Below are 21,207 nucleotides of genomic sequence, written 5' to 3'. Positions count from 1 at the left end.
AAGTGCTTAACTTGCGTCTAATCTATGGGAAATTGATGATATGAAAAAACTCACTATTCTGGCCTTTTTTCTGGGAATCTGGACCATTGGACAGGCTCAATTCGAGGGTATCCTGACTTATGACTGCACCATAAAGAACAAAACGCTCACCACGGTCTACGAGTCGAAAACAAAGGTTTTGCTGGAAGCAAAGATCTATCCCATGAAAGGTGGGGTTGCCGACATCAAAGAAGCCAAAGAGCAGGACCCCATTCTATTCGATTTTGAAGCCAAAAAAGCAACCCGCTTCGGCTCCAGGCACCATGAAACCGTCTCCACCGACCTTGCCCCGGTGACGGCAGACCGAACGGGAAAACTAAAGGATGAGGACATCACCATCGAAATGGTTGGCACCGAAAAGATAGAAGGCTACAGCTGCCAGCATTTCATTGTAAAGATAAAAGGGAATCCAAAGGAGTTATGGATCACAAAAGACCTCGGCGTCTCGTCGGTCTGTATGCTCTCCCAATTCGATTATTATCCCGCCGGCTCCCTGCTCTATGATAAGCTAAAGTCGGCGGGTGGCGACGGCATCGTCGTTCGCTCGAAGTCCGGCGACGTCATCGTCAATCTCTCCAATGCCCAGGTGAAGACCGTGCCCCCTTCCTATTTCGAAATTCCGGGTAAGTCATAGCACCAGCTCCCTATGCAGCCGCTCGAGCGCCGCCGCGGGTTCCGAACAAAACCCGGGGTGAACCTTGGAAGTCTGCAGGATGGTGCTCCGCGTTGCCGTCAGCCAGCGAAACCGGCCCGCCGGGTCCAATTGCCCTATCGGTCCCCCCGCCGCCGTCCCTCTTGTGATCTCGTCAAAAGCCCGCAGATGCGCCTCCAGCTCCTCCACATCCAGCGCAGGGAACATGGATAGCAGCCGGTCTTTATCCAGGGTATATTTCAGCGCCAGGAATCTGGGCCTGCTGCAATAGAGGATGACCCCCACGTTGAGGAACTCTTCCCGGTCGACACGCGGGACGACCCGGATGACGGCATACTCAAATAATTGCTTTTCTTGCATGCAGGGCTTCATTTACAAAGATGGTGGAATTCGCGACGCGGTTGATCAGGAATTGAGCGTATACGGCCCGGATACCATCCGGCGACAATCCCCATGAGACATTAGCCGGGGAATCGGATAGCCATTCGTCCGGCAATAACCCGACGATACCCTCGATCACCGGTGGTGTCAGCACCGATCTGAATGCCGAATCTACAGCCCCCAGTTGGGTGGCACGCGGCAGCAACACATGGTCTTTCACCTGTACAAAGGGTCGTAAGGCCTGTTCTTCCCAGTTATCCCAGCTGTGATGAAAGTACAGCGCCGCTCCATGATCGATGAGCCAAAGCTCCTTGTTCCACACCAGCATATTCGTATTGCGTGCCGTCCGGTCGACATTCGTCAGCAGGCAGTCCAGCCAGACGACCTGCGACGCCGTCCACTCTTCCACCCGGTTGACCACGGGGTCAAAAGTTATCGCCCCCTGCAGATAATGCAGCCCCAGGTTCAATCCCACACTTGCCTTCAGCAGGTCTTGTATCTCTTCGTCGGGCTCGCTCCGCCCAAAAGCGGCATCCAGACCGGCAAACACGATCTCGGGTACCCGAAGCCCCAGGGCCCTGGCCACCTCCCCGCCGATGAGCTCCGCGATGAGGGATTTCACGCCTTGCCCCGCGCCCCGGAATTTCAAAACATAGAGGAATCCATCGTCGGCTTCCGCGATAGCAGGCAGCGACCCGCCTTCCCGCAAGGGCGTGACATAACGCGTAACGGCAACGCTTCGCAGACTAGAGATCAGGTTGGACATAACGAGTGGGCAAGATAAGGGGATTTCGGCTATTTTTGACCCCATGGAATTTCTGGAAGTAGCCTTGCAGCACATCATCTTTACCCTAACCAAATCCCAGCGCCTCGCTATCGTGGGTGAAACGGGCTCCGGCAAGAGCACCCTGCTGAAGATTATTGCCGGGCTCGCCACCCCCCAACAAGGTTCTGTTTTCTTCCAAAGCAACCGCGTCAGCGGCCCCCTCGAACGTCTCATCCCCGGCGAGCCCGGCATCGCCTATCTCTCGCAGCATTTCGAACTCTGGCACAACTACCGCGTGGAAGAAGTGCTCGATTACAACAACGACCTCGATGCTTCTGAAGCAGCCAACCTCTACAGCCTCTGTCACATCGATCATCTTCTTCACCGCCGCACGGATCAGCTCTCGGGTGGTGAACGCCAGCGCATCGCCCTCGCCCGGCTCCTGGTTCACCCGCCACGGCTCCTGCTGCTGGACGAACCCTTCTCCAACCTGGACATGATACACAAACGAACGTTGAAGACGGTGATCCGCAACATCGCCCAACGCTTCGATATCACCATCATCCTCGTCTCCCATGATCCGTATGACACCTTAACATGGGCCAGCGAGATCATCGTCCTCCGGGAAGGCCGCCTCGTCCAGCAGGGGACACCCCGGGAGGTTTACGGACACCCCCGGGACGAATATGTCGCCGGTCTTCTCGGCGACTACACGCTTATCAATGGGGTATTTATCCGGCCGGAAGCCCAAACAGCCTTCTTTTTTTCCACACATCCCTAAATCCGGCCCAACTGCACCCCTCTTTCCTACCTTCGCGCACATAAAAAAAACGCGAATCACCATGAGAAATGTCTTCGGCTTCCTGGCCCTGGCCGTCCTGTTATTGAGTCAGCAGGCAACACAGGCCCAGTCTGCACCGGCTTCCAATTACGACCCCCACGACGCCTTTGCACCCCTTTTCTACCCGGCTTATGGCGACGATATCCGCACTGCCGCCGGCACGCCCGGACCAAAATACTGGCAGAACAGCGCTGATTATAAGATCGACGCCAGCCTCGACGACGAGAACAAGTCGCTCACCGGTACCGTCACCGTCACTTATAAGAACAACAGCCCGCAAGACCTGCCTTTTGTCTGGATGCAGATGGATCAGAATATCTATAGCCTGCAGTCGCGGGGAGTAGCCATCACCGATCTCTCGGGCGGCCGCTGGGCCAATCGCGACCAGTTTGACGGCGGTTACGAACTCAAGTCGGTGGAGATCATCAACCCGGCCACGGGTAAGGCCAGCCCTGCCGGTTACCTCGTATCCGACACCCGCATGCAGGTGAAGCTCCCCACGAGCCTGAAGACCGGCGGCATCCTCAAACTGCGTATTACGTACAGCTTTAAGATCCCGCAATATGGCACCGACCGCTGCGGCCGCCTGGAGACAAAGAATGGCTGGATCTACGAGATCGCTCAATGGTATCCCCGGATGTGCGTCTTTGATAATGTCGTTGGCTGGAACACCCTGCCTTATCTTGGCCAGGGGGAATTCTATCTCGAGTATGGCAACATCGAATACAATGTCACCGTTCCTTCTGAAATGATCGTCGGCGGCAGCGGCGAATTGCTCAACCCTGCAGAGGTTCTCACCCCAGCCCAGCTGCGCCGCTACAACGAAGCAAAAGCCAGCGACATCACCGTCGCTCTCCGCAGCGAGACCGAGGTGACCGACCCGGCCAGCCGCCCGCAGGGTAAACGCCTTACCTGGCGCTTCAAATGCACCAACACCCGCGATGTGGCCTGGGCTGCTTCGAAGGCCTTTATCTGGGATGCCGCCCGTATCGATCTGCCCAGCGGCAAAAAAGCAATAGCCCAATCCCTCTATCCCGTCGAAAGCAAGGGCGACTCCGCCTGGGGCCGCAGTACGGAGTACGTCAAAGGCTGCATCGAATACTACTCCAAGTATCTTTACGAGTTTACTTATCCTTCCGCGACCAATATCGCCGGGGTCGTGGGCGGGATGGAATATCCCGGCATCGTTTTCTGCGGCTATCGCAGCCGCATGGGTAACCTCTGGGGCGTCACCCGTCATGAGTTTGGCCACAACTGGTTCCCGATGATCGTCGGCAGCAACGAACGCAAATACGCCTGGATGGACGAAGGCTTCAACACCTATATCAATACAGTAGCCGACTCGGCCTTCAACAACGGCGAATATTTCCGCCCCGTGACCAACCGCACCCGCCTGGCCACGCCCTATTTCAATATCACCAATCCTATGCTGACCATCCCCGACCAGATGCCCAGCCGCGAATGGGGTATCCTTTGCTATGCAAAACCTGGCAGCGGCCTCGAACTGCTGCGCGAAGAGATCCTGGGAAAAGAGCGGTTCGACTATGCCTTCCGGTATTATGTACACGAGTGGGCCTTTAAACATCCCACACCCTATGATTTCTTCCATGCCATCGAGAACGCTTCCGGCGAGACCCTCGACTGGTTCTGGCGCGGCTGGTTCTTCAACAACTGGAAGATCGACCTGGCCGTCACAGGGGTAGAATATGTACAGGGCGACTCCACCAAGGGCGCTACCATCACCATCCAGAACAAAGAAAAGCTGCCCATGCCCGCCACCGTCGAAGTAAAAGAGGAAAATGGCACCACCAATCGCGTCAAATTCCCTGTAGAGATCTGGATGAAGAGCGGAACTTGGAAATTCCATTATTCCTCCACCAGCAAGATCGTCCAGGTGACCATCGATCCTGATAACCGATATCCCGACAGCGACCCTTCCAATAACACTTTCAAGCCTTAATATCTTAATATAAAAGCCGCCCGTCAGGGTGGCTTTTTACATATATTTGTGTACACCAAGCGCAATCATATGAAGCAAAAGCAAGTGGCCCTCGCATCGATCACCATCTTCGGCGCAAAAGGCGACCTCACCTATCGCAAGCTGATCCCCGCCTTTTACAATCTCTTCATCAGCCATCACCTCCCATCCACCTTTTCCATCTTTTGTGTCGACTTCCTCGCCGTCGACGACGCCGGCTATCGCGACTGGCTGCTTGAAGGTGTCAACGAATTCAGCCGCACCGGCCGCGCCGACGCGCAGAAATGGACCGAGTTCGCGGCTCGCATCACCTATGTGCAGGGTGACTTCATGAAGAAAGAAACGTACAGCACCCTAAAGGGCCAAATTCAGAAATTCGAGGATAAACAACAACAAAGAGGGGTACGCATGTTCTATTTTGCCGTAGCTCCCCGATTTATTGAAGTCATTGCGGACGCCCTCTGCAACCAGAAGCTTTGCAATCGCGATACCCTCGACCGCATCGTGGTCGAAAAACCCTTTGGTACCGACCTCGACTCGGCCCGCAAGCTCAATCGCTATCTCAGCAAACGCTTTAAGGAAAAACAGATCTATCATATCGACCACTATCTTGGCAAGGAAATGGTTCAGAACATCCTGGCTTTCCGCTTTGCCAACCATGTCTTCGAGCCGTTGTGGAACAATCAATACATCGATCATATCCAGATAAGCGTTGCTGAAGAGGTCAGCGTCGGCAGACGCGGTGGCTATTACGACAGCAGCGGCGCACTTCGTGACATGATCCAGAACCACCTGCTCCAGTTGTTGTGCATCATTGCCATGGACTGCCCGAAAGCCTATGAGGCCGAAGCTATCCGGGATGCCAAGATAAAAGTGCTGAAAAGTACACGGATCTACAATACCGAACAGGTGTTCAAGAACGTCGTTCGCGGCCAGTATGCTGCTGGCGTCGTAGGCGGCCAGCCCCGCCGGGCCTATCGCGAAGAAGAGCAGGTAAAACCCGACTCTACCACCGAGACCTTTGTGGCCGCCCGTTTCTTTATCGACAGCGAGCGCTGGAAAGGCGTACCCTTCTTCCTCCGGACGGGAAAGAACATGGCCAAACAGTCCACGACCATCATGATCCAATTCAAGGAATCACCCCATAAGATATTCAAGGATGACATCACACCCAACCAGCTTATCATCAGCATCCAGCCTGAACTGGAGATCGGTCTGCTCTTCGAAGGGAAGGTGCCGGGCCTGCATATGAAGCTCCTGCCCATGGAAATGGATTTCATGTATAAGGACGCCTATATCGAATCGCTGCCAGAAGCCTACGAAGCCCTGCTGCTCGACGTCCTCGATGGCGAAGCCACCCAGTTCATGCGCGCCGACCAGATCGAATGGGCCTGGAAAGTGGTGATGCCCATCCTCAACGCCTGGGAGAAGAGTCCAAAGAAACAACTACAGTCGTATGAGTCCGGATCGTGGGGCCCCACGGCAGCCAACGCCATCCTGAAGCCTTTTGCCAAAGAGTGGTTCCGGCTCAACCACGAGCCCCTCAGCGAGCTGGCGCCTGCGACCACCACTGCCAACGCCCAGACCACGGCCGCCAACGCCGAGGTCACGGCGGCTACCTAAATTTCAATCTATGATGCGGTATTGCCTTCTTCTGCTTTTGCTTGCAGCCACCTCCTTCACCGGCCGCCTCTCCGACCCCGGACCTGGCGACGGCCCCGGTAACCTGGCCGACGACGACTGGCACTCCCTTTTCAACGGGAGAAACCTCAAAGGCTGGGACAGCTATCTGAAAGGCATCGGTCTCAACACCGATGCAAACAAGGTCTTCACAGTCGTAACCGAAGAAGGTGAAAAAGTGATCCGTATTTCCGGTGAGATCACCGGCGGCCTCTCTACAAAAAAGGAATATGGCGACTATCATCTGCAGCTCCTTTTCAAATGGGGTGTCCTCACCTGGGGAACGAAAAAGGGCAGGAAAAAGGATAGCGGCCTGCTCTATCACTCTGTCGGCCCCTACGGGGCAGACAACGGCGCCTGGATGCGCAGCCAGGAGTTTCAGGTGGAAGAAGGTAATGTCGGTGACTACTGGGGTTGCGCCGGTGCAACGGCAGACATCCCGGCCATAAAAAAGACCGACTCCGACTACGTCTATAGCCCCACCGGCGCCCTCTATACCTTCCGGGCCGACAGTCATACCGGCCGCCATTGTATAAAAGCAGGGGATGCCGAACATCCCACCGGGCATTGGAATTCCCTCGATCTCTATTGTCACGGGGACACCGCTGTTCAAGTCGTCAATGGGCAGGTGATGATGATCCTCTACCATTGCGGTCAGGTCGACAATGGCACCATCAAGCCCCTGACAAAAGGCAAGATCCAATTACAATCCGAAGGCGCCGAAGTCTTTTATAAACAAATCCGCATCCGCCCTATCACGCAACTACCCGCAGAAATTCTCAAGCAATGAACCCGAGCATGAAATACGCGCTTCTTCTCTTTTGCTTTGCCGCCTCCATCCGCCCCCTCACCGCCCAAGACAGCATCGTACAGAACGTCACCGCCCGCCGCGAACTGAACCTCGACGGCCGCTGGAACTATATGGTCGACCCCTACGAGACCGGCTACTATGACTATCGCCATCAGCCCTATGACCAGTCGCCTTCAGGGAAAGGCGGATACTACGATGACAGGAAACAAACCGACAAGAGCCAGCTCATCGAATACGACTTCGATCGCAGCCCCACGCTAAAAGTCCCCGGCGACTGGAACTCACAGGATGAAAAACTACTCTATTACGAAGGAACCATCTGGTACCGCCGCGTCTTCCAGACAACTCCGCAACCCGGCCGCCGCTACTTTATCTATTTCGGCGCAGTCAACTATGAAGCCCATGTCTATCTCAATGGCAAAAAACTGGGCATGCACAAAGGAGGTTTTACCCCTTTTCAATTCGAAGTGACCAGCCTGCTAAAGGCCGGTGATAACACCCTTGTAGTCAAGGCCGACAATACCCGGCACCAGGACGAGATCCCTACCGTCAATACCGATTGGTGGAACTATGGCGGCATCACCCGTGATGTCTGCCTCGCCTCCACACCGGAAACCTTTATAAGCGATTACCAGCTGCAGTTGAAGAAGGACGATCCCCATACCATCGAAGGCTACGTGCAGCTGGCCGGACAACACAGCCCGCAAACGGTCACCATCGACATCCCCGAGGCCGGCATTCATACTACGACAACCACTGACGGTGGCGGTCGTGCACCTGTCGCCATTATGACAAAAAAGCTGGCTTACTGGTCGCCCGAACATCCCAAGCTGTACGCCGTCTCGCTAAGCACCGCCACCGACACGACTGTCGACCGCATTGGCTTCCGCACCATCCGGGTGCAGGGGAAGGATATCCTGCTCAACGGCAAACCCGTCTTCCTTCGCGGCATCTGTATCCATGACGAGAACCCGCTGATCCCCGGCCGTCTCCGCGGTGAAGGCGATTGCCGTATGCTGCTCACCTGGGCAAAACAACTGGGCTGTAATTATGTGCGTCTCGCCCACTATCCGCACAACGAAGCGATGATCCGCCTCGCCGACGAAATGGGCCTTATGGTATGGGCAGAGGTACCGGTATACTGGACCATCTCCTGGACCAACCCTGACACCTATGCCAACGCGCAAAAGCAATTGTCCGATCTCATCAACCGCGACCGTAACCGCGCCGCCGTCATCATCTGGAGCATCGGCAACGAGACCCCGCTGAGCGCTCCCCGCCTCGACTTTATGTCCCGGCTCGCCGCCCACGCTCACCAACTCGACAACACACGTCTCGTCTCTGCTGCACTGGAAGTCCACCGCCAGGGCAACGAAGTCATCGTCGACGACCCGCTCGGTGAAAAGCTCGATCTCGTCAGCTTCAACGAATATGCCGGCTGGTACTGGGGTGACAAACTCGCCGATCTCCCCAATTATCATTTTACCATCAAATACGATCGCCCGGTGATCATCACCGAACTCGGCGGCGACGCCCTCGCCGGTTTCCATGCCGACCCCGACACCCGGTGGAGTGAAGAATACCAGGAAGCCCTATACGCCAACCAGGTGAAGATGCTTTCGGGCATCACCGCGCTCCGCGGCATCACCCCCTGGATACTCGTCGACTTCCGCAGCCCCCGCCGCCAGCACCCGGTATACCAGAACTTCTGGAACCGCAAGGGGCTTATCTCTGAACAAGGCGTAAAGAAACGCGCTTTCTATACCCTGAAAAACTTCTACGACACCATCGCAAAAAAATATCCTGAATAACAACACTATGACCGACTTCAAACAACAGGCGGCACAGGAAGCCGCAAAGCTCATACAGCCCGGCGATACCATCGGTCTCGGCGCCGGCTCCACCATGATCCATCTCATCACGGCGATAAAGGCGACTCCCGGGCTCGCCGAAACCCTCACCGTAGCAAGCTCCTCCTTCAGCACCCGCCTGCGGCTGATGGCCGAGGGGTTCACCGTGAAAGAATCTGGCTGGCTCTCCCGGCTCGACTGGTATTTCGATGGATGCGACCAGTTCGACCACTGGCTCAACGCCCTGAAGAGTGGGGGAGGGGTGCACACCGCCGAAAAGATCCTCGCTGCCATGGCGGACAACTTCGTCCTTGTGGGCGATAGCAGCAAACAATCTGTTCGTTTCGACTCCACCTACCCCCTTGTGGTCGAGGTTATCCCCGAAGCGCTGTCATACGTAGCCGACCGCCTCAAACGATCATTCCATCCAACACGATCCGAACTACGGCTTAGTGTCAGAAAAGACGGCGCCGTCATCACCGAAAGAGGGAACTTCCTCATCGATAGCTGGTTTTCTCCCTTCCCCGAACCCGTTGATCTCAACGACCAGGTGGGTGCCATCCCCGGTATCCTCGAACATTCGCTTTTCTTTAATTTGGCCCACAAAGCCATCACTGCCGGGCCCGACGGCATAATGGAATGGTCAAGGCCGTGGCCATCAAGAACCGAGTCATGAAGACCGTCCTTATCCTCGGAGCCAACTCCGACGTGGCCAAAGAAGCCATGCAGCTCTATATACAACAAGGCTGGCAAGTCATTGCCGCCTCCCGCAGCCTCAGCGAGATCGATCAATTCATCGCCACCCGCAACCTCCCCTCCGAACGCATCATCACCCGCTACTTCGACGCAACGGCCTTCGGCGACCACGCCGCCTTCTATGCCGGTTTGCCCGCAAAACCCAATATCGTCCTCTATGCCGCGGGCTTCCAGGTCACCAACGAAGAAGCCCTCCTGAGTTGGGAGGGCAGCTATCGCATGATCAATGTCCTCTACGCCGGTGCGGTCTCTATTCTCAACCTCGTCGCTACCGACGGCGGCAACCCCGGTCTCGAACGCATCGTCGGCCTCTCTTCCCTTTCAGGCGTCCGCGGCCGTAAGAGCAACTTCATCTACGGCAGCACAAAGGCCGCCTTTACCACCTATCTTGCCGGGCTGCGCCAACATTTGGAGCCCCGCAAGGTCGTCGTCAATGCCATCATCGCTGGCTACATCCGCAGCAAGCTCACCGCTCACCTCGATCTTCCCGAATCGCTGCTGATGGAACCCGCCTTCATCGCCCGTCACGTCACAGGCGCCGGCCGCCGCTTCATTATCGTCCCCGGCTGGAAATGGAAGATCATCTATACTATTCTCCGCATCCTCCCGGAAAATCTTGTAGCCAGACTCCCGTAATTTTTGTAAATTAGTAGTTGGTTTCCCGCAATAATATCCCCTGAAAGGTAGATCAACCTTTTCCCCCCTTAATTACAGCCCTACGATCAATTAGTCAGACAATTTATTGAGCATCATTCAAAAAAATTGTTATGAAAAATAGATTGTATACCGTCGCAAGGATCACCCTTGTTGTTGCGCTTATTTATTTCGCATACCGCCATTTGCCTTCAAACAAAACAACCTTTGACCAAAAACAAATGGAGCAGGAAGATGATCCTGCAGCAGCCATCCGGCAGGAGTTTGAAAAAACAAAAGACCCCGCTACAGGCGATGTGCCGACAGAGCGGCTGCTGATCGCCCGGCAATTTCAGCGAAAACAACTGGCCAGGCAAAGGACCTCGGGTGCACCCACCATATTAAACGCTGTGCCCGGAATCGACTGGACCGAAAGAGGCCCGGGCAACATCGGTGGAAGGACCCGCGCAATATTGTATGACGCGAATGACCCCACGCACAAAAAAGTATGGGCCGGTGGAGTGGGCGGTGGCCTGTGGTATTGTAACGATATCAGCGCAGCTACGCCAGTGTGGAACAAGGTCAACGACCTTTTCGACAACCTGGCCGTCACCTGCATCCACCAACAAAGAGACACCCCGCAGAATCTGTATTTCGGCACGGGCGAAGGCTGGTATCCCGGCGAAGGCATCTTTGGCATCAGGGGACTGGGCATCTGGAGATCCGTCGACGGCGGAGCCACCTGGACGCACCTGGCCTCCACGATACCTACTCCGGCTGACCGCAGGTTTTACTATATACAGGACATCGCCGTAGTTTGCTGCGCTGTTACAGGCAATCCCCCGGTGGCTGTGGAAGCTATCCTGGTGGCGACAAAATATGGGGGTATTCAACGTTCTATCGACGGAGGCGCCACCTGGACCAAGGTATTGGGCAACGGGGTCGGGGGTGGATCGGTCGATCAAGCGGCCGATCTGGATCCTATTTATAGTTATGTGTTCGCTTCCATGGGCATCAGCAGTTCCGATGGTATCTACCGTACAGCGGATGGCGGCTCCACCTGGGTAAAAATTTACCAGTCGGCGGGAGACGAACAAAGAATTAAGATCGCTTCGGCGCCCAATGCCTATTGGCAAATGTGGGCCCTGATACAGAGTTCGGGAAATGGCATCAAGAAGATCATGAAGACCTCCAATGCCGACGACCTGCCGGGCAATACCGTCTGGTCGGACAAACCAAATCCCACCTGGTGCGACAATGGCACTACCAGCGCGGATTTTACCCGTGGGCAGGCCTGGTACGATTTGGCAGCGGCCATCGATCCCTGGGATACGAATACCGTGTACATCGGCGGGGTGGATGTCTTTAAGACGGTCACCGGCGCTACCGGAGCAACACCCTGGACCCAGATCACCCAATGGAAGAACGGCTGCCCCGGTTATCCTTATGTGCATGCCGATATTCAGAAGATCCTTATCGCGCCTGGCTCCTCCTTCCCTGGTCCTGCGCCCGAGTTTTTAGTGGCTTGCGATGGGGGTATCTTCCGGACAGCGGATATCGGGGCTTCTTTTTCGAGCAGGGACAACAGCTATAATGTGACGCAGTATTATGCCTGTGCCGTGCATCCCAGTTCTACAAATTATTTCCTGGCCGGCGGGCAGGACAACGGCACGCAACAATTTACCTCCCCTGGCATTAATTCCCCCGCTACGCTCTCTCCACCCACTACGGTATCGGGAGGGGACGGCGGTTTTTGTCATATCGATCAGAATGTTCCCAACACCCAGATCACCGCCTACGCTTATAACAACTATAATGTTACCACAGATGGCGCCGCCTCATTCATCGCCTATCATTTTGCAGGTGGCGCTTTCATTAACCCGACCGACTACGACAATGCTTCCCGCATCTTATATGGGAATAGTGCTGCCGGCCAATACTTCCGCTGGCAGCCCCCTTTCACTTACGCCACTTTCACGACCATGGCCGTCGCAGGTTTTGGCGGCGCGAATATTACGCATGTCAAGGTGTCGCCGATAACCCCAAACCGGGTGTATTTCGGCCTGGACAATGGATCGATAGTACGGGTCGATAGCGCCAATGGCATGGCCCCCGCCGTAACGATCATAAAGGCAGTCGGCGCCGGATCGGTCTCTTGCGTGGCGATCGATCCACGAACGGAGAGCCATCTGTTGGCCACTTATAGCAATTATGGGGTGAGCCACGTATTTGAAACCATCGACGCAGGTGCACACTGGACCGATGTCACCGGCGATCTGCCGGATATGCCCGTCCGATGGGCAATTTTCGATCCCCGTAATGCCGCCTGGGCGATAATAGCGACAGAACTGGGAGTATGGTCGACGGACAATCTCCATGCCGGCGCCGTCGACTGGCAACCTACCAATACCGACTTTGTCAACACAAGAGTGGATATGTTGAAATACCGGCCGGCAGATGGTACCCTGGCCGCCGCCACCCACGGAAGAGGCCTGTTCACTACCGTCATTCCGGGTGTGCCCACCCCCATCATCCTGGTAGATTTCAGCGGAAGATGGCAGGGAAATGAAGTAGAATTGACCTGGGAAACCGCCCAGGAACAAAATACCAAAGGATTCGATATCGAAAGATCTCCGGACGGCCTGCGTTTTAGCAAGGTCGGTTATGTCGCGGCAGCAGGTAATAGTAGTATTGCCCGGGACTATTATTTTAATGATACCCACTTCGTACCGGGAAAAAATTATTACCGGTTGAAACTGATCGACCGTGATGGAAGCACCCTCTATAGCAAGATCATTTTAGTTGGTGCCCCGGCGGCGAACCAACCGCTTTATTCGGTATTGAATAATCCTTTCGATAATGGCCTCGACCTGCAATTTGGGGCTATTCCGGGCGGGAAAGGGGATATCCGGTTGGTGGATTTCAGTGGAAGAACTCTGCTGAAATGGTCCGGGACACTGACTGCCGGTTCAAGAGTGCACATCAGCGTATCCGACCTGCGCCTGAGCAGAGGGGTGTACACCTTGCAATTATTCATTCAAGGTACGCGGTACGTAACGACGGTGATGAAAGAATGATATTCCCAGCGCCAGCACCGACGTCACCGCGATGATCGCCGCCATCGGCCTCGCCGTTCCATCGGCAAAGGCACTGACTCCCGTTGCAGCCAGCGCACCCACTCCCAACTGCAGGGCTCCCAGCAGCGAGGATGCCGTACCCGCATTCTTTGCAAACGGCGCCATCGCCAATGCCGCCGCATTCGGGTTCGTATAACCAAGACAACCCAGGAAGAGGAACAAGAACCCCATGGTCGATGTCAGACTCAGCCATCCCGCCTGCGCAAAGCCCCAAAACACCAAACCCACCACCACCTGACCTATCAGCGCTACGCGGATTATCTGCTGGCTCGTATACCTGCGCAGCAACAGGCTGTTGAACTGGCTCAGCCCGATAAAGGCTACCGAAAGGAATGCAAAGATCCATCCATACACCTTCTTATCCACATGAAAGACACTCATAAACACCACCGGCGACCCCGACACATAAGCGAACAACCCCGCAAAGGCCAGCGACTGCACAAACACATAGATCAAAAACTGCGGAATCAGGAACACCGAAATAAAATTGCGGATTATCGGCCCCGGCTTCAAACTAAAATGGACATCGGCCGGATAACTATCGGGAAGGAAAAAGATACTCAGCAACAAGATCACTGCTCCCAATATCAGCAACACCAGGAAGATCGCCCGCCAGCCCCAGGTGACCACGATATACCCGCCCGCCGTCGGCGCGATCATCGGGGAGGCGCCCAACACCAACAGCAACAATGACAACACCTTCGCGCTCTCCTTCGGCCCGAACAGATCCCTCACCATCGCCATTGCCGCCACCTGCGCGGCACAACTGCCAACAGCCTGGATAAACCGCAGTGCGATCAATACATTGATATCCCTCGCCTGCATGCAAAACATCGTGGCCACGATATAAAGTGATAGTCCGGCATACAACGGCTTCTTCCGGCCATAACGGTCGAGCAGCGGTCCATACAACAGCTGCCCCAGCGAGATGCCTACAAAATAACTCGCAAGTGAAAGTCCTACATTCGCCACCGACGTCCCCAGGCTCCTGGCGATATCCTCAAACCCGGGCAGGTACATATCGATCGAAAAAGGTCCCAGCGCCGTCAGCGATCCTAATACCAGGATATAGGTGAAATACTTTCTTTTTGTCATATCCACGGCAAATATAGGGTATCCCCCATTTCAATCCCCCGCCCCCGCCAATCCCCGATTTTGCAGTAACTTTCTGATAAATTACGAACACATGGCCGAGACTCACCAAAGCGCGACGCGGCTGACGCTGGAATGTGTTGCCGGTAAGGACCAAAACCGCCGCATTGTTGTTGACGAACGTCCTGTCCGTATCGCGCATGCAGCCTTGCAACCGAACCTTGCCGTGTCAGAGCTGACACCCGCTCAGGGGTACATCATTGCCCGGGCAGAAAAGGGGCAGTTGCTGCTCGACGCCCAAAATTGTCTGCTGCCCGTCTATCTCAACGACCAGGAGATCAAAGCGGCCAATATGCGCGATGAAGATGTGCTGCGCATCGGTAATTCCATCTGGTGCATCCGTCCTGCAGCAAGCCTTGGCGAACGCTTCTCCGACCTCATCGGCCTCGAAGCCCTCACCGACTTTAAATTCAGCGAAGTCTTCTCGGAGGTGTTCAAAAAACATACCCAGGAAGATATGGAAGAGCAGCTCATCACCGGAACGGCCCGTCACACGCCTGCACTTTCCGAACTGGCCGTCGGCTGGGGCAAACCCTGGCTCTTTGCCCGCCTCCTTGGCTGGTCGGCCCTGCTCGCCCTCGTGCTCTATGTCGCCTTTGATTTTTTTCGCAACATAAAGCTGATCCCGGGACTCATCTTCGTCGGCTCCTTTGCCGTCCCCTTCTCCACGCTCATCTTCTTCCTCGAGATGAACGTGCCGCGCAATATCTCTATCTTTAAAATGATGCAGCTGCTTTTCATCGGCGGCGTGGCCTCTATCTTCGTTGCCCTCATCTTCTTCAACCGGCTCGACTTCCTCAACTCCTTTTTCGGGGCCTCAGCCGCGGGCATCATTGAAGAATCGGCCAAACTCCTCATCGTCATCGCACTCATGGGTAAAACGCGCCAATACAACTGGATACTCAACGGCCTGCTCTTCGGCGCCGCCGTAGGGACCGGCTTTGCTGCCTTCGAGAGCGCCGGCTATGCCCTCGAGACCATGCTCGGGTACAACAGCGTGGAGGCCGGCGCCGTCCTGATCCTGCTTCGGGGTGTCACTGCGCCGTTTACCCACATCATCTGGACGGCCAACAGCGCCGCCGCGCTCTGGCTGGTGAAAGGCGACCGGCCCTTCTCCTGGAATATGGTTCAACGGCCCGTTTTCTTACGCGTCTTCATCTCCTCCGTGGTCCTCCATATGTTATGGGACGCGCCCTTCTCCCTTATTCCCCTGCCCCTCGTGCTCGACCTCAAATTTGTCATCCTCGGTGTCCTTGGCTGGGTGATTACGCTCCGTCTTATTCAGGCAGGCCTTCGTCAACTAAGCGATGCCCGCCGCGAGGCCGGTGTCACCACGATGTCCCTGTCTGCCTCTCCGCCCGGCCTGCTTCCCCAACCCGACGGCGACACACAGCGTGAAACGCAACAGGTGACCCCGCCCTGACATGGTTAAGGATTCCTGCGTATCTTTGCCCAAAACACGAACATGGGCATCGCAGATAAGCTCTTCCAACTGAAAAATGAAAAAGCCGCGGCCAATCTGAAGGCCGGACAGGAATTTTTAGAGTCGAACAAAACAAAGCCCGGTGTGGTTATCCTGCCGAGCGGCCTGCAATACGAGATTCTCACCGAAGGCGCCGGAGCCAAACCCAGCGCATCCAACAAGGTTACCTGTCACTACCATGGCACTCTCATCGACGGCACGGTCTTCGACAGCAGCGTCCGCCGCGGCCAACCCGCCACCTTCCCCCTCAACATGGTGATCAAAGGCTGGACGGAAGGGTTGCAGCTGATGCCCACCGGCAGCAAATGGCGCTTTTTTATCCCGCCCCACCTGGGCTATGGCGAACGGCAGGTCAGCGCGGAGATAGGGCCCAACAGCACCCTCATCTTCGATGTAGAACTGATTTCCTTTACTTAGAGTAGATATTCAGCGCATCATATACGATCACCTTTTCCCACAAATGACTGTAGTTCTTGACAAAGTCGAGGTGAATAGGGTGTTCCTGGTATGCCGCCTGGTCAGCAGTGGTATGGAAGAACATCAGCTCTGACACCTGCCAGGATGCATCCACGACATCCCTTTGTTCTGTGCTGGCAACTATGCCGACATGCAATTCGCGGATGACAGGGATGCCTGCCAGGGTCTTCAGTCCTTCGACCAGCTTGTCGCGGTCTTGCGTAGAGGTGGGGTTCTTTAACCAGAAAAAAACATGATGTACAACTGGTGGTAAGTTCATTTATGCCGATTTATCCGGCAATATAATCAACAATGAACTACCGTGGCACCACATTCAAAATTCTTAGTATCCCCTCCGGGTTCTCTCGCAGCTTGTCATACGCGAAACCCGCTTCCAGTCTTTTTAAGGACGGCAGGGATATCTGCCAGCCCAGCGGCGCCAGCGGGCAGTAGGCGCTATCGGTGCCTGCATTGATACAAAAGGTGTTGGGCCAAACGGAAAAATACCCGCCATACAACCCGGCAAATACCGGATTGCCTGCAAACCGCGACCGCAAAACGCTATCCGCCTCCATGGCGCTGCCGTTGCACGCGCTATTCATGATCCCCACGATGGGATTCAGCGGCTCGAATGGGTTATGCACCACCTGCCGGTTATTCGCTGGCGGTAGTTGCAGCGTCGAGGTAGCCGTATTGGAGATGCTGACAAAATAGATGCGAATCTTACCCAAGAGCGAATCATAACCGGCATCCTGCTTCTCCGCCAGGGTGATGGCGATATAGCGGGCCAGCGCAAAGAAGATGCCCGCCGACGTACTGGCGGCGGAGTTATCCTTCAGACCCCCATCGATAAAATGATAAGCGGGCCCCATCTTGCCGCTGGGGCTGATATAAGGGAACCGGGCGCTGAGAAACGCCCCGGTCATCAGCGAGATCGACTCCGGCGCGTCTCCCCCCTTTCGGGCGCCGGCACCTGGCGAATGCAGGAGGTCGCGCACCTGGATGGTTTGGGGGAAGTCGGCAACTTCCAGCGTCACCGGTGCACAGATGCCCTTGAGTCCATCATCGACGTTCAGGGTGTTGGCGAACAATAGCGGTACATCATAGGCGTTGCGTCCTGCACGCGCCGGGTCCCAGATGGCATTGAACTCACTGTCGAGGTTGAGCCCCATATCCTTTCTGCCATATCTCGCCCACAGCTCTTCCTGGATGGCGGCCCTGTCGGACCAGAGGACGCCATTCATCGAAGCCCACCCGTCGGCGACAACCGACGACCAGACATCCCTTCCAATGATGCTGCTGAGCACCGGCGTCAGGAAATCATGGCGGTAAAAAGTTTCGATACGTTGCTGGTAATCCGCATAGGGATTACAGTAATGCCCGCCGCCATCCCGCAGGCTGTCGGGATGTGTGGCCCGCCAGGCGCATTGTATCGCCGAGCCGATGGCTCCACCCGAGGCTCCCGACAGCGAGAACACATAATGCTCGAAGCTTCGCCATGGCCTGCCTGTCATGCTGTCCCTCCGGAGAAGCGAATCGTCCATATAGGATAAGGCGAAGTTGGTAAAGGCCGCTGCCCGGATGCCGCCGCCATAACTATTGACCAGGAACACCGGATATATCCCCGGTGCGCTCCTGATCTCTTCTTGTCGTTGCAACACCCATTGTTTAAAATAGTCCTGCAGCCGCGGCGCTGGCGGCGTTGTCACCGGGATGCGGTGCACCGTGTGATAATTATTGCTGCCGGCCGCAACGATAAGAAACCACCCCACTATGATAAACAGCAAAAAATTTATCTTTTTGAAGATCCCGGCCCGCTGAATAAGCGTGATCATCAGGGTATAGAACACGATCCCCGACAGCAACACCGGAAGGCTGAGAAAGCAGCCCGTCGCATACTCGGCGGTGAAGGGAAAGACATTATACAGGATAAAGGCAAGCGCCATCAGCGTGGCCGCCGGCAGGATCACCATTCCAAACCCTTCGCCCAGCAGCCCTTTCCGGTCGAAGGCCAGTGTACGAACGCTGACAAAAATGTAGAAGGCAAGCGCTATCAGCACCAGGTCGAAGAATAAGAAGTTGAGCGATTGCGGGGATTCCCGGTTATGGGGGATAAAGAAGAAACGGAAGAAGGCAGGCAGGCCAAACACCAGCAACAGCAGCAGCACGATGACCAGCCATTTGGCAGCAATCGGCCCCCACCACTGCTGGAGGCGGGCATAAGATCTTTCGGCCACATTCTGCCTGGCCAGCACGAAGAAGATGATCAACAGACCAGCCAGCCAGGCCAATGGCGAGAACTGATCCAGCCAGTAATGCATCCTCACCGCCGCAAGCGCATTCAGGATCGCAACCCCGGGGATAATGATCGTACAGACACCAAGAAAACGCGAGACCTTCTTCTCCGATGCCAGCTGACTCGCATCCTCCAAGCCCGGCTCCTTCATCGGCCAGAAAGGCGGGCAATACTCTTTTTCAAAGAACAGCTTGGCCAGCCACCAATTGAGCAGAGCGGTGACTATCACAACACCGATGAACAAGGCCACCCCTATGTCTTCGGCGTTGGTGTTGATCAGCAGATCCTGCCCCTGGTCCATGATCCAGATAGGTGCGGAAAAGAAGATCACCCCAAGCAGGATGATCCGGTAGCGGAACAGCTGCAACGCCTTGGTGTGGATATAGCCCGACAGCCATTGCAGTGCCCCATGCTTAAATATCAGCACATACAGGATGTATAGCGTCAAGGCCAACAGGATCACCGCCCTGGTGACGGCAGCCGTCTGCGTAAGGCGGGCCCAGCCTGGTGTACCCGTGCCACCGATGAAATGCAGCAGCCCGGCTTTCTCGATCCCATCGCAAAGGCCGGCCACCACCGCCAGGATGATCAGCACCTCGGTGCCCCTCGTGCCCGCCTCCTTACCCAGGATCGCCAGGACGATGACGAACAAAGCCGTATACGCGACGATAAGCGCATAATCCCACATGACGTCCGAATGCGCCACCTGCAAGAGAGTTTGCCGTTGTGTCTTTACTTCGCAGAAGTCATCCGCGGGGATATCCGGCACCAGCGGTTTCCAGGAGGCGATGATGGCGCTATCTTTTGCATAACTGCCGATCTCGAGAGAGACGATCCCATAAGGAGCGGTATTCGTGCGCAATACTGCCTGATCTTTTAGTTGCAGCAGCAGCACCCCGACGGTGCATGCCAATACAGGCCAGAAAAGAATAGAGGCTAAGGGTTTCATAGAAAGAGTTTACGGGTATAAAAATTACAGTATCTTTCTGGAAATAAAGCTGTGATATGAAAAAATTATTCCTTGTACCCCTGTTCTTCTTATCCCTTACGGCATTTTCCCAGACCAGCGATCCCGCTCCCCGGATGCTCATGACGGTGCCCGATGCCGGCGTCGACTATCACCGGCTTGCCCGCATCGATACGCTCGTAAATGACTATATCAATAAAGGCTGGATCAACGGTGTTGTCACGCTGGTAGTGAAGAACGGCCACGTCGTTCAATACAAGGGATATGGCTTTGCCGATAAGGAAGCGAACAAGCCCATGCGCCGGGACGACCTCTTTCGCATCGCCTCCCAGACAAAGGCTATTGTCAGTGTCGGGATCATGCAGCTCTTCGACCAGGGCAAATTCTATCTGGACGAACCCATCAGCGATTTTCTCCCGGCTTTTCGCAATATCACCGTCCTCGATAAATTCAATCCCGCCGATAGCAGCTATACAACCGTGCCGGCAAAAAAACCCATTACCTTCCGTGATCTTCTTACCCATACTTCCGGTCTCGACTATGCCGGCATCGGTACAAAGGAAGGGAAGGCCATCTATGCGAAGGCAGGTATCCCGTCGGGTCTCGGGGTATTCGATTACGACCTGCGCGAACGCATGGACGCTCTCGCCCGTCTACCTCTTACCAACCAGCCGGGCGAAAAATGGCAGTACAGTCTCAGCGTGGACGTTTTGGGTTGTCTCATCGAGACCATCAGCGGCAAGAACCTCGAAGACTATCTCGTCGACAATATTTTCAAGCCGCTAGGGATGAACGACACCCGGTTCAATATACCCGTGGCCAAGGCCGCCCGCCTCACTACCGTTTATACCGAAGATTCGGTGCATCACGTCATCCCCTGGACAAAAGAACGTACGCACATCGATCCCGACTATCCTCTTGCCCATAAACGTTATTTCTCCGGTGGCGCCGGACTTACTTCCACGGCCTGGGACTATGCCATCTTCCTGCAGACGCTGCTCAACGGCGGCCAGTACAATGGCGTCCGCATCCTCGCGCCCCGGACGGTTGAGCTGATGACGAGTGGCCAGCTTTCCTTTCTCTTCAACGGCACCAATAATTTCGGTCTCGGCTTCGAGATCACCAGCGCCCACTCTGCCGCCCGCGATGTCCGCAACGAAGGAACGTTCTCCTGGGGTGGTTTCTTCGGAACTACCTACTGGGCCGACCCCAAGGCGCATGTCATCGGCCTGATAATGACCCAGCAGACACCCAACAGCCACGGCGACTTCGAGCACCGGCTGGAGCAGATCATTTACCAGAGTTTCCGCTGATCTGTAGAACCAAACC

The 21,207-nt window shown here is 55.5% G+C and carries 17 protein-coding genes; 12 read left to right on the top strand and 5 right to left on the bottom strand.

What is annotated here, in order from left to right; genetic code table 11:
* Positions 1 to 40 precede the first annotated feature (40 nt).
* Positions 41 to 673, top strand: coding sequence for a DUF4412 domain-containing protein (locus IEY39_RS12475; RefSeq protein WP_188931892.1), 633 nt, complete (start codon positions 41 to 43; stop codon positions 671 to 673).
* Here IEY39_RS12475 and IEY39_RS12470 read toward each other — a convergent pair.
* Both IEY39_RS12470 and IEY39_RS12465 read right to left on the bottom strand, forming a co-directional pair.
* Positions 668 to 1,051, bottom strand: coding sequence for a DUF3037 domain-containing protein (locus IEY39_RS12470; RefSeq protein ID WP_188931890.1), 384 nt, complete (start codon positions 1,049 to 1,051; stop codon positions 668 to 670). The two genes, IEY39_RS12475 and IEY39_RS12470, sit on opposite strands and share 6 nt — an antisense overlap.
* Positions 1,029 to 1,838 carry a HipA family kinase gene (locus IEY39_RS12465; RefSeq protein WP_188931888.1) on the bottom strand — a complete coding sequence of 270 codons (810 nt, stop codon included), beginning with the start codon at positions 1,836 to 1,838 and terminating at the stop codon, positions 1,029 to 1,031. Before IEY39_RS12465 ends, IEY39_RS12470 begins: the two co-directional genes overlap by 23 nt.
* A 43-nt stretch (positions 1,839 to 1,881) precedes the next feature.
* Here IEY39_RS12465 and IEY39_RS12460 point away from each other — a divergent pair, with 43 nt between their 5' ends.
* The 8 genes from IEY39_RS12460 to IEY39_RS12425 all read left to right on the top strand — a co-directional run bounded on the left by IEY39_RS12460 (position 1,882) and on the right by IEY39_RS12425 (position 13,464).
* Positions 1,882 to 2,619: an ABC transporter ATP-binding protein gene (locus IEY39_RS12460; protein WP_188931887.1), complete on the top strand. Its 738-nt coding sequence runs from the start codon at positions 1,882 to 1,884 to the stop codon at positions 2,617 to 2,619.
* A 61-nt stretch (positions 2,620 to 2,680) separates the two neighbouring features.
* Positions 2,681 to 4,639 carry a M1 family metallopeptidase gene (locus tag IEY39_RS12455; RefSeq protein ID WP_188931885.1) on the top strand — a complete coding sequence of 653 codons (1,959 nt, stop codon included), beginning with the start codon at positions 2,681 to 2,683 and terminating at the stop codon, positions 4,637 to 4,639.
* Positions 4,640 to 4,708: 69 nt separating this feature from the next.
* Complete coding sequence (gene zwf / locus IEY39_RS12450) at positions 4,709 to 6,280, top strand: glucose-6-phosphate dehydrogenase (protein WP_188931884.1); 1,572 nt, start codon at positions 4,709 to 4,711, stop codon at positions 6,278 to 6,280.
* 10 nt (positions 6,281 to 6,290) lie between these two features.
* A complete protein-coding gene (locus tag IEY39_RS12445) occupies positions 6,291 to 7,127 on the top strand; it encodes a 3-keto-disaccharide hydrolase (protein ID WP_229688887.1) in 837 nt (278 codons plus the stop codon).
* On the top strand, positions 7,124 to 8,959 hold the full coding sequence (locus IEY39_RS12440; protein WP_229688886.1) for a glycoside hydrolase family 2 protein: 1,836 nt from the start codon (positions 7,124 to 7,126) through the stop codon (positions 8,957 to 8,959). Before IEY39_RS12445 ends, IEY39_RS12440 begins: the two co-directional genes overlap by 4 nt.
* Before the next feature lie 7 nt (positions 8,960 to 8,966).
* Positions 8,967 to 9,674 carry a ribose 5-phosphate isomerase A gene (gene rpiA / locus IEY39_RS12435; protein WP_188931883.1) on the top strand — a complete coding sequence of 236 codons (708 nt, stop codon included), beginning with the start codon at positions 8,967 to 8,969 and terminating at the stop codon, positions 9,672 to 9,674.
* Positions 9,671 to 10,390 (top strand): SDR family NAD(P)-dependent oxidoreductase, encoded by a 720-nt coding sequence (locus tag IEY39_RS12430; RefSeq protein ID WP_188931882.1) that lies wholly within the window; start codon positions 9,671 to 9,673, stop codon positions 10,388 to 10,390. Before rpiA ends, IEY39_RS12430 begins: the two co-directional genes overlap by 4 nt.
* A 131-nt stretch (positions 10,391 to 10,521) precedes the next feature.
* Positions 10,522 to 13,464, top strand: a complete 2,943-nt coding sequence (locus IEY39_RS12425) for a hypothetical protein (RefSeq protein ID WP_188931881.1) — start codon at positions 10,522 to 10,524, stop codon at positions 13,462 to 13,464.
* Here the strand turns inward: IEY39_RS12425 and IEY39_RS12420 are convergent.
* Positions 13,417 to 14,619, bottom strand: a complete 1,203-nt coding sequence (locus tag IEY39_RS12420; protein WP_188931879.1) for a multidrug effflux MFS transporter — start codon at positions 14,617 to 14,619, stop codon at positions 13,417 to 13,419. The two genes, IEY39_RS12425 and IEY39_RS12420, sit on opposite strands and share 48 nt — an antisense overlap.
* Positions 14,620 to 14,710: 91 nt before the next feature.
* Between IEY39_RS12420 and IEY39_RS12415 the strand changes: the two genes are divergently transcribed.
* Positions 14,711 to 16,099 (top strand): PrsW family intramembrane metalloprotease, encoded by a 1,389-nt coding sequence (locus IEY39_RS12415; RefSeq protein WP_188931878.1) that lies wholly within the window; start codon positions 14,711 to 14,713, stop codon positions 16,097 to 16,099.
* 42 nt (positions 16,100 to 16,141) lie between these two features.
* Positions 16,142 to 16,576 carry a BamJ family beta-barrel-assembly machinery protein gene (gene bamJ, locus IEY39_RS12410; protein WP_188931876.1) on the top strand — a complete coding sequence of 145 codons (435 nt, stop codon included), beginning with the start codon at positions 16,142 to 16,144 and terminating at the stop codon, positions 16,574 to 16,576.
* Here bamJ and IEY39_RS12405 read toward each other — a convergent pair.
* Entirely contained in the window at positions 16,569 to 16,895 is a 327-nt protein-coding gene (locus tag IEY39_RS12405; RefSeq protein ID WP_188931874.1) for a Dabb family protein, read from the bottom strand. The genes bamJ and IEY39_RS12405 overlap by 8 nt on opposite strands.
* A gap of 37 nt (positions 16,896 to 16,932) precedes the next feature.
* Positions 16,933 to 19,860 (bottom strand): hypothetical protein, encoded by a 2,928-nt coding sequence (locus tag IEY39_RS12400; RefSeq protein ID WP_188931872.1) that lies wholly within the window; start codon positions 19,858 to 19,860, stop codon positions 16,933 to 16,935.
* A gap of 56 nt (positions 19,861 to 19,916) precedes the next feature.
* Here IEY39_RS12400 and IEY39_RS12395 point away from each other — a divergent pair, with 56 nt between their 5' ends.
* Positions 19,917 to 21,191, top strand: coding sequence for a serine hydrolase domain-containing protein (locus IEY39_RS12395; protein ID WP_188931870.1), 1,275 nt, complete (start codon positions 19,917 to 19,919; stop codon positions 21,189 to 21,191).
* Positions 21,192 to 21,207: the final 16 nt, after the last annotated feature.

Source organism: Puia dinghuensis (assembly GCF_014642875.1).
In the GTDB taxonomy this organism is placed as follows: domain Bacteria; phylum Bacteroidota; class Bacteroidia; order Chitinophagales; family Chitinophagaceae; genus Puia; species Puia dinghuensis.
This window is presented reverse-complemented; position numbering and strand designations above follow the sequence as displayed.

Bases quoted from the DNA above. Each gene is read 5' to 3' on its own strand.
- IEY39_RS12475 (WP_188931892.1), top strand. From the start codon at position 41: ATGAAAAAACTCACTATTCTGGCCTTTTTTCTGGGAATCTGGACCATT.
- IEY39_RS12470 (WP_188931890.1), bottom strand. From the start codon at position 1,051: ATGCAAGAAAAGCAATTATTTGAGTATGCCGTCATCCGGGTCGTCCCG.
- IEY39_RS12465 (WP_188931888.1), bottom strand. From the start codon at position 1,838: ATGTCCAACCTGATCTCTAGTCTGCGAAGCGTTGCCGTTACGCGTTAT.
- IEY39_RS12460 (WP_188931887.1), top strand. From the start codon at position 1,882: ATGGAATTTCTGGAAGTAGCCTTGCAGCACATCATCTTTACCCTAACC.
- IEY39_RS12455 (WP_188931885.1), top strand. From the start codon at position 2,681: ATGAGAAATGTCTTCGGCTTCCTGGCCCTGGCCGTCCTGTTATTGAGT.
- zwf (WP_188931884.1), top strand. From the start codon at position 4,709: ATGAAGCAAAAGCAAGTGGCCCTCGCATCGATCACCATCTTCGGCGCA.
- IEY39_RS12445 (WP_229688887.1), top strand. From the start codon at position 6,291: ATGATGCGGTATTGCCTTCTTCTGCTTTTGCTTGCAGCCACCTCCTTC.
- IEY39_RS12440 (WP_229688886.1), top strand. From the start codon at position 7,124: ATGAACCCGAGCATGAAATACGCGCTTCTTCTCTTTTGCTTTGCCGCC.
- rpiA (WP_188931883.1), top strand. From the start codon at position 8,967: ATGACCGACTTCAAACAACAGGCGGCACAGGAAGCCGCAAAGCTCATA.
- IEY39_RS12430 (WP_188931882.1), top strand. From the start codon at position 9,671: ATGAAGACCGTCCTTATCCTCGGAGCCAACTCCGACGTGGCCAAAGAA.
- IEY39_RS12425 (WP_188931881.1), top strand. From the start codon at position 10,522: ATGAAAAATAGATTGTATACCGTCGCAAGGATCACCCTTGTTGTTGCG.
- IEY39_RS12420 (WP_188931879.1), bottom strand. From the start codon at position 14,619: ATGACAAAAAGAAAGTATTTCACCTATATCCTGGTATTAGGATCGCTG.
- IEY39_RS12415 (WP_188931878.1), top strand. From the start codon at position 14,711: ATGGCCGAGACTCACCAAAGCGCGACGCGGCTGACGCTGGAATGTGTT.
- bamJ (WP_188931876.1), top strand. From the start codon at position 16,142: ATGGGCATCGCAGATAAGCTCTTCCAACTGAAAAATGAAAAAGCCGCG.
- IEY39_RS12405 (WP_188931874.1), bottom strand. From the start codon at position 16,895: ATGAACTTACCACCAGTTGTACATCATGTTTTTTTCTGGTTAAAGAAC.
- IEY39_RS12400 (WP_188931872.1), bottom strand. From the start codon at position 19,860: ATGAAACCCTTAGCCTCTATTCTTTTCTGGCCTGTATTGGCATGCACC.
- IEY39_RS12395 (WP_188931870.1), top strand. From the start codon at position 19,917: ATGAAAAAATTATTCCTTGTACCCCTGTTCTTCTTATCCCTTACGGCA.